The 12,976-nt window shown below is 46.1% G+C and carries 9 protein-coding genes; 5 read left to right on the top strand and 4 right to left on the bottom strand.

Features of this window, described 5'->3' with window-relative positions; translation table 11 throughout:
- Positions 1-49 precede the first annotated feature (49 nt).
- Both OM416_RS07860 and OM416_RS07855 read right to left on the bottom strand, forming a co-directional pair.
- Positions 50-1,222 (bottom strand): aminotransferase class I/II-fold pyridoxal phosphate-dependent enzyme, encoded by a 1,173-nt coding sequence (locus OM416_RS07860; protein WP_264928254.1) that lies wholly within the window; start codon positions 1,220-1,222, stop codon positions 50-52.
- Positions 1,223-1,318: 96 nt separating this feature from the next.
- Complete coding sequence (locus OM416_RS07855) at positions 1,319-3,391, bottom strand: methyl-accepting chemotaxis protein (RefSeq protein ID WP_264928253.1); 2,073 nt, start codon at positions 3,389-3,391, stop codon at positions 1,319-1,321.
- Positions 3,392-3,661: 270 nt separating this feature from the next.
- Between OM416_RS07855 and OM416_RS07850 the strand changes: the two genes are divergently transcribed.
- Complete coding sequence (locus OM416_RS07850) at positions 3,662-5,407, top strand: methyl-accepting chemotaxis protein (protein ID WP_264928252.1); 1,746 nt, start codon at positions 3,662-3,664, stop codon at positions 5,405-5,407.
- Between the two features lie 95 nt (positions 5,408-5,502).
- On the opposite strand, the gene OM416_RS07845 is transcribed toward OM416_RS07850, so the two are convergent.
- Positions 5,503-6,222 carry an SDR family NAD(P)-dependent oxidoreductase gene (locus OM416_RS07845; RefSeq protein ID WP_264928249.1) on the bottom strand — a complete coding sequence of 240 codons (720 nt, stop codon included), beginning with the start codon at positions 6,220-6,222 and terminating at the stop codon, positions 5,503-5,505.
- Positions 6,223-6,457: 235 nt separating this feature from the next.
- On the opposite strand from OM416_RS07845, the gene OM416_RS07840 reads away from it, so the two are divergent.
- Positions 6,458-8,410, top strand: a complete 1,953-nt coding sequence (locus OM416_RS07840) for an AraC family transcriptional regulator (RefSeq protein ID WP_264928247.1) — start codon at positions 6,458-6,460, stop codon at positions 8,408-8,410.
- Between the two features lie 173 nt (positions 8,411-8,583).
- Here the strand turns inward: OM416_RS07840 and OM416_RS07835 are convergent, their stop codons facing one another.
- Positions 8,584-9,414: an AraC family transcriptional regulator gene (locus OM416_RS07835; RefSeq protein ID WP_264928244.1), complete on the bottom strand. Its 831-nt coding sequence runs from the start codon at positions 9,412-9,414 to the stop codon at positions 8,584-8,586.
- A 177-nt stretch (positions 9,415-9,591) separates the two neighbouring features.
- Here OM416_RS07835 and OM416_RS07830 point away from each other — a divergent pair, with 177 nt between their 5' ends.
- From OM416_RS07830 to OM416_RS07820, 3 genes are all read left to right on the top strand, one after another.
- The gene (locus tag OM416_RS07830; protein ID WP_264928241.1) at positions 9,592-10,536 is read left to right on the top strand and encodes a dihydrodipicolinate synthase family protein; all 945 of its coding nucleotides are present in this window, start codon (positions 9,592-9,594) and stop codon (positions 10,534-10,536) included.
- Positions 10,537-10,869: 333 nt separating this feature from the next.
- Entirely contained in the window at positions 10,870-11,229 is a 360-nt protein-coding gene (locus OM416_RS07825; RefSeq protein WP_264928239.1) for a hypothetical protein, read from the top strand.
- 34 nt (positions 11,230-11,263) lie between these two features.
- The gene (locus tag OM416_RS07820; RefSeq protein ID WP_264928237.1) at positions 11,264-12,868 is read left to right on the top strand and encodes an exosporium glycoprotein BclB-related protein; all 1,605 of its coding nucleotides are present in this window, start codon (positions 11,264-11,266) and stop codon (positions 12,866-12,868) included.
- The last annotated feature ends 108 nt before the right edge of the window (positions 12,869-12,976 follow it).

Genomic DNA, 12,976 nt, shown 5'->3' with positions numbered 1-12,976 from the left:
GTGTACCTTGAGGGGATTTTGGGTTGAGCACATGTGAATCGTGCTGTCGTTAGCTGGATTTCAGAATCCCGCTGTCATCGACTGACTGTACGGCTTGCTGTAATATCTCATGATCCTGAACGAGGGCGAATCGCACATAACCTTCACCTGAAGGGCCAAAGGCACTTCCTGGTGTTGCGATGACTCCCGCATGTGTAACCAGATCCATGGCGAATTGCTCAGAGCTGTCGTAGTGCGCCGGAATCCGGCTCCAGATGAACATGGTCGCTTCAGGTTTGGCGATAGGCCAACCGAGATTGCTGAAGCCCTCACAGAGGATGTCTCTGCGCTGTTCATAGATCGCTCTGACCCGTTCAACCTCGGATTGATCTCCGGTTATGGCAGCAATCGCTGCTTTTTGGATCGGTAGAAACATGCCGTAATCCATATTGGATTTTAGCTTTTTCAACATGGAGACCATAGCTGCATTGCCCACACAGAAACCGATTCGGGCTCCGGCCAGGCCATAGGTTTTGGATAAGGAATTGAATTCCACACCAACGTCCATGGCGCCAGGAAACGCGAGGAAGCTTCCACATGACTTTCCATCAAATACAAGTTCACTGTACGCATTATCGTGGAGCACGATAATATCATACTTCTTGGCAAAGGCAATCAAGTCGAGATAGAACTGATTCGGTGCCATCGCTGTTGTCGGATTGTTGGGGTAGGAGACCAGCATGAATTTCGCTCGATGAGCGATATCTTCCGGAATATCCTCAAGCTGAATAACATATCCGTTCTCTTCTTTTTGCGGCATATAATACAGCTCTGCTCCGGCCAATAAAGGCCCATCGGCGAAGACAGGATAACAGGGATCAGGTACCAGAACGAGATCTCCTTCGTCCACGATAGAGAGGGAGATATGTGCCAGTCCCTCTTGTGAACCGAGTAAGGAACAGACCTGTGTCTTCGGGTCCAATTCGACCTCATAGCGCTGCTTGTACCACTCACTTGTAGCTTGCAACAGCTCACTCTGGTCATTCACCGCGTATATATAGTTCAACGGGTCAGCAGCAGCTTCACAAAGTGCAGTGATGATATGCTTCGCAGGTGGAATATTCGGTGTACCTACACTGAGATCGATGACCGGTTGCCCATTCTCCAGGCGCTGGCGTTTGATCTCCAGCAACCGGGTGAAGATCCCTTCACTGAAGTGGTCCATACGTTTAGCAAAGTTCATGATGATGTATTCCTCCAATCCTCTTCGTACACACATATCTATTTATAATAAATGGATCAGGCGCAAATGAGAAGAGGGTGGAGACCGTCACTTGTACTATTCGACCTTGAACTGGCTCAATTCGTCTTGCAATTTATTGGATAACTGATTCAACTGCTTCGAAAGATCAGCCACCTGTTCAATACTATCCAATTGTTCCAGTGTGCTGGCGCTAACTTCTTCTGTTGAAGCAGAGTTCTCTTCTGTAGTGGACGAGATAATCTCCAGCGCTTGGAAAATCTCATCTTTATGCTTATGAACATTGGTTGTATTGCCCGTAATCTGGACCATGCGTAATTTCAAATCTTCCAGGTCCTTGTTAATACTAAAGAAGACTTGTTTCGTGTCCTCTACGGATTTGGCATTTTCATCCGCAATTTTCATGCCGCGCACGGTATGTTCAACCGAGATGTTGGTTTTCTCTTCAATCACACGTACCTTCTTGTTGATTTCCTCTGTAGCCTGTGCAGTTTGTTCCGCAAGCTTGCGCACTTCTTCGGCCACGACAGCAAAACCTCTGCCTTGTTCACCAGCACGTGCAGCTTCAATCGATGCATTGAGTGCCAGCAGGTTGGTCTGTGAAGCAATTTGTTTTACGGTGTCCACAAAACTGGATATTTCATTACGGCTCAGATCAATCTCCTGAATAATGGAGGACATTGCCTGTGTTGAATTGTGATTTTCCTCAGCCCATTTGGAGAGTTGTTCAACGACTAAGAGTCCTTGGCCGCTCTGATCAACAGATGTCTGCACCATCGTCTCGATCGCTTGAGCATCCGTCGCGATTTCATCGATTTGATTCGATAATGAACCTGTTTTGCGTAAAATATTTTCCGTCTCAATCGATTGATAATTGGTCGCATTGGCAATCTCATTGATGGCTGTAGACGTATCGTTCATGGTCCCTGCCGTTCTTGAAGATATCGATTGCAGATCGTTAGAAGACTGGTTCAGGACATGAGCCGAGCTGCCGACCATCTGTAACATTCCTTGAATCTTCTGCACCATGGAATTCAAGCCCTGAGCAATCTGACCGATCTCATTATTGGACTTCGCATCCAGCTGAACTGTCAGATCCCCTTGTTCAATCAGCTTGATCTTGGCAAGCAGTTGTGGAATTGCTCTGAGCAGATAACGGAGTGTAATATAACTGATGATCACGAGCAGGATGGTAGCAACGGCGAATCCGCCAAGCGTAATCCATGTGAATGTTTTTAATTCCGCAAGAACTTCTTTCTCGGATATGGTCAGACCTACGGACCACCCTGTATCTTTACTGGTTGCGTAGCCGATATAACGACTTTCCCCATTGTCATTAATTAGCTGCACACCTGACTCTCCAGCGATCATCTTCTTGCCGATGTCCCCAATATCGCCAGTAGTGTCCGTAATCTTTTCTTTCAACACTTTCTCCTGATCCGGATGGTAAAGAATATCTCCGGTCTTGGAAAGTAGAATGGAATAACCCGTGCTCCCCAGTGAGTAGCTCTCCATTATCGCCGGGATATCCTTGAATGCAATATCAGCCGCGGCAAAACCGATGAGCTGACCATTGTCATCTTTGATTGGATAAAATATGCCCATGAGCACACTGCCTGTTGCCAGATCAATGTACGGATCGGAGAAATATAACCCGTCTGCGGCTACAGCCGGATTATAGTATGGGCGTGTTTGGATATCAAAATCCGGGGCGGAAGCCGCACCATCATTCTGTAGCCAGAAGCCTTTACCTCCCAAACCTGCGATCCAGGCATCAGCGAACGAAGGCTCTTCCTTCACGATGGCTGCGAGCGTTTCCTGAGTTTCCGCTGCGTATGTGGAACTGGCCGCGACCTCTGCCGATTCGGTCGTTTCTATGTATTGCCGAAACAACTTATTGGTAGACATTTGTTTGACCAGTGAACCTTTTTCTTTGAATAATGCATCGAACTCACTTACAATCGCTTGTGTCTTGGTCTGAAGCATAGACTCTTGTTGTTTGACCAGAATATTTTGTGTGCTTGAATACATGAACGTCCCCAGAACGGCAAAGACGACAACGATAATGACCAATAGCACAATGGATAATGTGTTCGCGATGCTGGATGTTCGTGCTTTCTTTAGTCCCCGCTTCTTTAAAATGTTTGACATGTTCCATCTCCCCAGATGTGTATTAAGCTAAAAGCGCCTAATTATATGTCGGAATAATATATATATTTATGTAGATTCCTGTAGGCTAAACGAAAAAAAATCAACAGAAATGGGAATAGGATTGGATCGAGAAAGGCGTGGAAGTAACATCATATTGGGGAAAGAAGAATGCAGAACTTCACATGCAGCTAACAATTGAGACCACTATGCACCGATACTATAAGTATCACGTTGTGAAATATAGACCTATGGAGAACCGGAGGAGTATGTATGGCTAAGAAATCAGGGAGTAGTAAATCAAGGGGGAGTGGGATTCAACAGCTGAAGATAACGACAACCTTGATATTAATGATCGCCGTTAGTTTGATTGGACTCGTTGTATTATTTTTATTCGGCATATTTGGCATGAATGACGTAAGACTGGCACAGGGCGCGTTATATACAGATCGATTCTTGCATCAGACCAATATTTTGGAGATTAAGGCTGATTTCTATAACATGAGAGCCAATTATACGAAGCTTCTCGACAAACAAGAATATACGGACAAGCAATATGAGCAAGTTCAGAAGAATAAGAAAAATGTTATGGGTGGGATGGACGAGTTTTCCGCAAGAACTCTTGATGCAACAGAACAAGAAATCTTTAATGATCTCAAGGGGAAGCTGGAAATTTACGACCAGGACATTGAACAGATTATGAACGTCAAGAAAACAACGGGAACCTACGATGATGATGAGAGAGATCGAATTAATAAAAGCAGTACAGCTATTGTGGAAACGGTTACGAAGTTAAGTACATATAATGAAGAAGAATCTGCGAAATTATATGCGCAAACCCAAGATACCATTCGAGATGCAGCCCTGTTTCTTGGTATAGTTCTCCTCACTTCACTGGCTGTTTTGGTCATTATGTCCTATCTGACGATTCGAAATATTCGTCGTCGGATGCGTGCAATCAATAGCTACTGTGAAGAGGTTACACAAGGCAACCTGGCAGCTACCATTGCTCCCCAGTTGCTTCAAGGTAAGAATGAAATTAGTGTCATTGCCCGTGCCATTCATAAAATGACGGGTTCCACTTCGAATGTAATTACAAGTGTGGTGAATGAGTCTCAGCAGATCAATGAGATGAGTGACCTCACGAATCAAAATATGTCGGAACTCAATGAGCGCATACGTGAGGTGTCTGCAACGGTAGAAGAGTTGTCGGCAACGATGGAAGAGACTTCTGCATATACTGAAAATATGAATCAATCCGTTAATGAGGTCCTTCGAGCGGCTGAATACATCTCCGCCCGTACCAAGGAGAAGGCCGAGTCTGCTAGTGTTACTAGCGGCAAAGCTGAGGTTCTGAAGCAGGAGGCTAGCGTGTCTAGTAAGGCAGCCCAGGATATGTATACAAGTGCAAGCGTGAAGATGAATGATGCGTTGGAGCGTGCCCATGCAGTGGACCAGATCGGTGTTCTGTCCCAGTCCATTCTGGATATTACCTCGCAGACCAACTTGCTCGCATTGAATGCTTCCATTGAAGCGGCTCGTGCAGGTGAAGCAGGACGTGGTTTTGCCGTTGTAGCTGAGGAGATCCGCAAATTGGCAGATGGCTCCAGACAAGCGGCAGACGAGATTCGGCATGTTACAAGTGAAGTTACAGCGTCTGTCGCTCTTCTGTCTTCTAGCGCGAAGGAAATGCTTACCTTTATGTTCAATCAGGTGGGGAATGATTATAAATTGTTGGAAGATACGGCAGATGAGTATTACACTCATGCAGTTGAACAAGCCAACACAGTGAATGATCTCCACACGACGGCGCGTCAGGTGAATGAAACCGTTGAGACGTTGGTGAGAGCCATTCATGAGATTGCGACGGCTAGTGAGCAATCCGCTGCATCAAGTCAGCATATTGCTGAACATATGGTGTCCTCTACCGAGCAATCATTGCAAGTAACGAGTCAGTCGGATCAAGTGAAGGAAAGTGCTATACGTCTTAACGACCTTGTAAAAGGGTTTAAAATATAGAGTATTGATGGTTAAACTGTGCCAAAAGCCCGCTCTCATTGAAGAGAAGCGGGCTTTTTTCTGCATCGTTAAGTATAGGAATATTCTTATTCTAGCTAGGTGTTCATATCCGTTAGTGCTGGCATGTTGATTTCTTTTACACAGGTTGCTTTGGATAAATTCACGATACAACGAACGATAGAAACCATATCCTGAAGCGGAATACGTGTTCCGTCATACTCAGCCAGAGCTCGATCCGGTCCTTCTTCATAAGGGATCTCCGCTGCCAGTTCTCCGGGATTAATACATGTAACGGCGATGCCGTCATGTCTGGTATGTTCTCTTAAAGCCTCTGTGATTCCTCGAATGGCAAACTTGGAGGCGACAAAAGATACTTGTGTACTATTGGCATTATTCAGACCCGCTGTTGAACCAATGAGAATAATTTTGCCCGCTGCAGATTGTCGTAGATGAGGCAATAATACCTGAATACATACGATGGTTGAAGTGATATTGACATGGATCAGCTGACTGATGTCCGCAGGCTCGTCTTTATCAAACGTATAGTGATCCTCGAAGCCTTCCTTCTCCCAAATGCCTACATTGTATATGAGTACATCCAAAGGTTCATTCTTCAACTGGTCCGTAACAATGGTGGCGGCATTCAACTCAGAAAGATCTGCCTGTATCCATATCCGCTGTACACCATCACTCAAGTCCAGGCTTTCCGGTCTGCTTCGAGAAACGACCCAGACTTTATCGCCCTGTTCGGGCACACCTCTGACGAAGGCATCTCCTAATCCTTTGCTTGCACCGAACACAAGATAACTTTTCATATGGAAATCCTCCTTGTGGAATTGCAGTATCTAGTTCATGGGTAAGTCCACATCATCTTACTATAGAAGTGAGAGGGAAAGAATGAAGCTTGAATGAAGATATGTTGAATGTCGATATATCTATGAAATCGAAAATCTTTCGTTTTGAACTAAACGAAGGATGTAGCAGTTAAAATTTTGTTGTAAATGATAATCGTTATCAATTATACTTCCCATAGGAAAGGGGGAAATTATTTTGAACGAAGATGACTTAATGTTATGGGATTATGCCAATATCCAACTCATGGATATTCGCTATAAGTTTCTGAATCCAGGTGAAGCGTTGAGCTCCTACCGCTTTCCTGCATCTGGATATTTATATATTGCTCGTGGTACCGCTTGTTTTCGGCTCGATGGTGTGAAGCATGATGTTGAACGTTTTTATATTATCCATAGTGGGAAGGGAGGGCGTCTGGACATCGGTCCGGTTAGAGAGAGAATGGAATACTATCTGGTGTTATATAAAACTTCTCTCTCCAACACGGCTCTACCGTCTGTCCAAAGGCAATTTGAGAGCAGCAGTCCATTTCAAAGGCAATATGCTTTTGCTCCCTATGATTCGGTGGAATTACTGCTTCAACTTAAGAAAATGCTTCACATATGGCTGAAGCCTAACTCACTGGAACGATTGCATGTGAAATCGCAGCTGTATCAGTTTGCGTACGAAGTCGAGAGACAATGGAAGATACATACGGAAGCTAATGTTAAACCTGATCTAGTTGAGCAAGCCACTCAATACATCCGTGAACATTACAGGGAATCAATAACGTTATCCACGGTTGCTGAGCGGCTTAACTATAGTGCTCCTTATGTGGCAAAACAGTTCAAAATGAAGACCGGAAACAGTCTCATTGATTATCTGATTCAAGTTCGAATGGAAATAGCGTGTGAATTGCTGGAACAAACAGAGGCTTCTTTACAGGAAGTGGCGTCGGGCGTGGGTTACACGGATTTATCTTACTTTATCCGCATTTTCAAGAAAACGGTCGGAGTAACACCCGGTAATTATAGGTCAGAAGCTCGTGATCAAACCAAAAGAATGGATCGTCCTATAACCAGGCTTAGATTGTCTAATGCAGAACGCAGAAGACAAGGTTATATTGGTAATGAATATGATAATCATTATCAACATATGGAGAGGAACGATTTATCGATGTACAGAAATACCAAAGTATCATTGGGGGCTGTCATGCTGTTATGCCTGACCATTATGGTCAGCGCTTGCGCACCTGCCGGGGGGACTGCAAGCACAACCTCTACATCCACTGTAGGAACACAAACGAGTCAACAGGCCAGTACAACGCCTTCCGAAAGGCTATACACGGACAACCAGGGACATGAAGTCAGTATACCGGAGAAACCGCAACGTGTTGTGCTTCAGGGCAATTCCATTGGAGATCTTCTTGCGCTGGGTGTACAGCCTGTCGGGATCGACCGTAGATTTATTACCAATTCGGCATATGAGGATAAAGAGATCACACCAGCAGAGGACATTGGCTTTCCCACGAGTTTTGAGAAAATCCTGTCCCTGGAACCTGATCTGACCATGCTGGGTTATGTACTGGATAAGCAGTATGATGAAATATCCAAAATATCACCGACTGTTGTCTTTGATCAGAATCTGCCATTGAACGAGCGTCTTCCGGTAATCGGGGAAATTGTAGGCAAACAGGATGAGGCCAAGCAACTGCTGGCTGATTATAATGTCAAAGCAGAGAAGATGTGGAGTGAGATACGGGATCAAGGCCAAGTCGCTGAAGGCGAAACAGCTGTGGTGCTGATGTATTATTGGGATCGGACGATGTATCTGATGAAAACAGGCGGAGTACCTGAACTGTTGTACCAGCCGCAAGGCTATAAGATGTCTGAGAAGGTGAAAGGTATTGAGCCAGCTGCAGGCTCCCCGTTCATTGAGATATCACCTGAGCTGATGCACGAGATGCTGGTAGGTGACCATCTGTTTGTATTGTATCCTGAGAATGATGAAGCCGAATCGTCCTTCAAGGAACTGCTGGAAACACCACTTTGGAAAAAACTCCCTGCTGTGCAAAGCGGGAAAATTACTTTTATCGAGTCCAAATGGAATTATGAAGATATGCTGACGAGCGATATGTTGCTGGATGAGTTCCCTAAGATGATTGCTGAATAAAGCAAAGTATCGGAAAAGTTTGATCCGAGTATATTCGGGAAAAAGCCCGCGCCATATGGTGCGGGCTTTTTCAATTGATCATGACGGTGACGACCTGGACGTACAGTTCTGACTTGATCGTCAGAACCTGACAATTGAAGTGATTGGAGAATCGTACGGACGATTCGGACAGGTTACTCCTTTTTTTCGTTGCGGTAATCTCGTGGAGCTGCACCCATCACTTTTTTGAACATACGCGAGAATTGGAAAGGGTCTTTGTACCCGACGCTGCATGCGATCTCATTCATCGAAAGGGAAGACTTCTGAATAAGTTCGCTGGCGCGATTCATCCGGTATTGAATCATGTACTGTTGAGGTGTGAACCCGGTGGTGTCCTTGAAGATTTTGGACAGATATTTGCGATTGATCTTCAAGCGTACGGCCAATTGTTCGACACTTAGATCCGTCGCATAGTTGTGCTCGATGAATGAAATGGCTTGTTCCACATATTGGCCTCTCGCACCCGGTGAGGTAACGGGCATGGAAGCTGGGTCCAATATGACAGACAGGAAGGAATAGAGGGCGCCCAACAGCCGAAGTTCGTCTGTCAGGTTATGCTCCGTTGCTTTGAACATCTCCAAAAAGCAGGATTGAATATACTCGTCCCGATTGGACGAAAATACCGGCTGTTCGTTGGATAAGGATGATCGCTTGAGATAGCGTTCCACCTGCATGCCGTTGAATGCGATCCAGGAGTATGTCCATGGAGCATTATCATCGGCCTGGTAATGCGCCAGCTTCTCTGGACTGATCAGGAATCCTTGCCCTTTTTCTAACGTGTACGTTCGGCCTCCAGTCTGGAAACGCCCCTTACCGCTATGGATATAATGGATTTTGTAATAATCACGCACCATAGGGCCTACCTCATGCCCAGGCAAGCATTGCTCTGTGCCGCAATAGTACAATTTCAGATCGACGTTATGGATTTTGGAAAAATTCGAGAATTGATATTGAACGATGTCCATTCCGATTCACCCACACTCTCTCCAGCACGACACGCATGGCGACATGATGTCATGAAATGGCGTTATTATGTCATTCGATAATAGCATTTACAATTTTATAATGGGGATAGGTATGAACTTATTATATCAGGAGGTCGCCATCTCTGAGAATGGAATTGGCGTCAGCGAGGAGGCAGTATGTTGAACGATACTTTATTCCCGGACGGCGTGTGGCCAGTTATGCTCACTCCGTTTACGGAGGACAATGAGATTGACTATACGGCATTAGAAGAATTAATCGAGTGGTATTTGGATAAAGGTGTGCACGGTCTATTCGCGGTTTGTCTTTCTAGTGAAATGCTCCATCTATCGCTACAAGAGAGAGTAGACTTGGCCAAATTCGTGGTGGAGAAAACAAAAGGGAGAGTGCCGGTTGTTGCTTCCGGTCATAATTCGGATGATTTGGAGGAGCAAATTACGGAGTTAACGGCAATTGCGCAGACAGGTGTCGATGCTGTCATTCTTGTGACAAGCCGTATAGCAGGTCCCGATGACGACGATGAGGTGTGGAAACGCAATCTGAGCACCATCATGGAACGGCTACCAGATGTGAAGCTGGGGCTGTACGAATGTCCAATTCCTTACCATCGCTTATTGTCTCCGGAATTGCTGAAGTGGTGCGCAGATAGCGGCCGTTTTTTCTTTCTCAAGGAAACAAGCTGTGATCTGGAACAGATTCGTCAGAAGGTCGCAGCCGTTCAAGGGACACCGCTCAAAATTTATAACGCTAACGGCACTTCGTATCTTAGATCGCTGCAAGCAGGTGCACACGGCTACAGTGGCATTCTAACTAACTTTCATCCGGACTTGTACGTATGGATCATCGAAAATTGGCAGCAGAATCAACCAAGAGCCGAACGATTACAGACCTTGCTCGGTCCACTTCACTTGTTTGAGGGACGACATTATCCGGTCAATGCGAAGTATTTGCTGCAACAAGAAGGGCTGAAGCTTACGCTTCATTCCAGAGCCAGAAGCAGCGAAGAGCTCAGACCAGTACACCGTTTGGAGGTAGATCAGTTCCTGGAGCTGAGCCAGCTATTCCGGCAATCTTTAATTACGAAGGATGAGTCTTTTAGATAGGAAATGGAGCTCGCGGAAGATATTAATGTAGTACATCCCATCATCCTGTTCATAACCTCATCAAGTAAACACGAATAATAAAAAGCGTCTTAAGCTGCGGCCGTTTCCCTGAGATCTAATGGGGGAACGGTCGTTTGTTTTTTTTCTGGAATCGATTTGGGTTATAAAACAAAATACTCGCTTACTTGTTGTTCAACCTTCACTAGCATAATGGTGAAATTGTCCCCTGTGTTTTGTCCACACCGTTGATTTAGAGTATGAATATTACTATCAAGTGAGCTTAATGCCAAATACTGCTAGAGTAAGAGGTTCATAAAAGGTGGGATGGGGAAAATGGCTATTTTATCAACTGGGCCGATTGAAAACAATCCGGTTTCCGGGGTTAGACCGACACAACAGGTAACAATTAGATTGGTAAATCGGGCTACAGTGGACTCTATAACAGTATCCGTTCGGGGGTATGTGCTAAGCACAACAAGAACGCTGTATGTGAGTGAAGTGCTCAGTATTGCGGCTAATGAAGCAGTAACCAGAAATTATTTTGCAGATTTAGATGCTTTTGAGTTTGTCTTTGAAACAAGTACGGAAGGTGTTGAAGAAGTAGGGATCTCGGTTTGGGGAAAACAAGCTTCCGGACAATTGGTTGATGCACATCGTGTTGTAGAGCACGAAAAAACAGTCAAGAACATCTAGCCGATAAAATCTACTCAAAAAAGGAGATGTAGCGATGAGCTTTTTATCAACAGGGCCGATTGAAAATAATGCTGTTAGCGGTGTAAGACCGACTCAGACAGTTACCGTCAGAATAGATAACCGCAGTGATGTGACAGCCTCAACCGTACAAATACAAGGGTATTACCTAGATGGTGGAATAAGAGTTTTGTATGTCAGTGAATCTCTTGACATCACACCCAATCAAGTAATTACCAACAATTATTATGCCAATTTTGATGCCTTCGAGTTTACTTTTACAACATCAGCGACGGTTAATGATCCTCTTCAAGTATCCGTATGGGGTAAGAGCAGCACAGGCGCTTTGGTAACAGCCCATCGGTTGGTTTCTTCCGAATTGCTGGGTGAAACCCCAAGCGTCACCGGAGCTACAGGCGCAACCGGAACTACGGGAGCGACAGGCACGCCAGGTACAGCGGGAGTGACAGGAGCAACAGGCACACCAGGTACAGCGGGAGTGACAGGAGCAACAGGCGCACAAGGTACAGCGGGAGTAACCGGAGCAACAGGCGCACAAGGTACAGCGGGAGTAACCGGAGCAACAGGCGCACAAGGTACAGCGGGAGTAACCGGAGCAACAGGCACACCAGGTACAGCGGGAGTAACCGGAGCAACAGGCGCACCAGGTACAACGGGAGTGACAGGAGCAACAGGCACGCCAGGTACAACCGGAGTGACAGGAGCAACAGGCACAGCGGGTACAACCGGAGTGACAGGAGCAACAGGCACAGCGGGTACAACCGGAGTGACAGGAGCAACAGGCACAGCGGGTACAACGGGAGTGACAGGAGCAACAGGCACGCCAGGTACAACCGGATTGACAGGAGCGACAGGCACACCAGGTACAACGGGAGTAACAGGAGCGACAGGCACACCAGGTACAACGGGAGTAACAGGAGCAACAGGCACAGCGGGTACAACCGGAGCGACAGGCACAGCAGGTACAACAGGAGTAACGGGGGCGACAGGCACGCCAGGTACAACGGGAGTAACGGGAGCGACAGGCACGCCAGGTACAACGGGAGTGACAGGAGCGACAGGTACGCCAGGTACAACGGGAGCTACGGGTGCAACAGGTTCTGGAGCAATTATTCCTTATGCATCAGGACTTCCAGTGGTGTTGACTACAGTTTTGGGTGGACTTTTGAATACTTCCAGCTTAGTTGGTTTTGGCAACAGTGCTACAGGAGTAAGTGTTAACGGAGGAATTATTGATCTCACAGGCGCTGCGGGCACGTTGCTTAACTTTGCTTTCTCGGCATCGCGTGCAGGAACGATTACTTCACTGGCCGGTTATTTCAGCACGACAGCTGGACTTAGCTTGGTTGGATCTACAGTAACTATAACTGCACAATTATTCCGTTCCACTGCACCTAATAACTCCTTTACAGCTGTACCGGGGGCATTAGCAACCTTGGCTCCTCCACTGACTGGCATTTTAGCACTGGGCACAATATCCAGCGGATTGACTACGGGACTAAATATTCCGGTAGCTGCAGGTGACCGCCTGCTTATGGTCTTCTCAGCTTCCGTAACAGCCGGAATTGATGTGGCTACAACCGTAGCCGGATATGCAAGCGGCGGCCTTACCATCACTTAACGGAAATTAACTATATAACAAGTTCATAGACAGGGGCCCCTTACGATCATGGTGAGAGGTCCCTGTTTATTTGTGAGCACAACTAGTATGGCATAGCGCTATTGGATC

The sequence above is a fragment of the Paenibacillus sp. LS1 genome (assembly GCF_026013365.1).
Lineage (GTDB): Bacteria > Bacillota > Bacilli > Paenibacillales > Paenibacillaceae > Paenibacillus.
This window is presented reverse-complemented; position numbering and strand designations above follow the sequence as displayed.

Coding starts and splice junctions, on each gene's coding strand:
- OM416_RS07855 (WP_264928253.1), bottom strand. CDS start 3,391: ATGTCAAACATTTTAAAGAAGCGGGGACTAAAGAAAGCACGAACATCC.
- OM416_RS07850 (WP_264928252.1), top strand. CDS start 3,662: ATGGCTAAGAAATCAGGGAGTAGTAAATCAAGGGGGAGTGGGATTCAA.
- OM416_RS07845 (WP_264928249.1), bottom strand. CDS start 6,222: ATGAAAAGTTATCTTGTGTTCGGTGCAAGCAAAGGATTAGGAGATGCC.
- OM416_RS07835 (WP_264928244.1), bottom strand. CDS start 9,414: ATGGACATCGTTCAATATCAATTCTCGAATTTTTCCAAAATCCATAAC.
- OM416_RS07860 (WP_264928254.1), bottom strand. CDS start 1,222: ATGAACTTTGCTAAACGTATGGACCACTTCAGTGAAGGGATCTTCACC.
- OM416_RS07830 (WP_264928241.1), top strand. CDS start 9,592: ATGTTGAACGATACTTTATTCCCGGACGGCGTGTGGCCAGTTATGCTC.
- OM416_RS07820 (WP_264928237.1), top strand. CDS start 11,264: ATGAGCTTTTTATCAACAGGGCCGATTGAAAATAATGCTGTTAGCGGT.
- OM416_RS07825 (WP_264928239.1), top strand. CDS start 10,870: ATGGCTATTTTATCAACTGGGCCGATTGAAAACAATCCGGTTTCCGGG.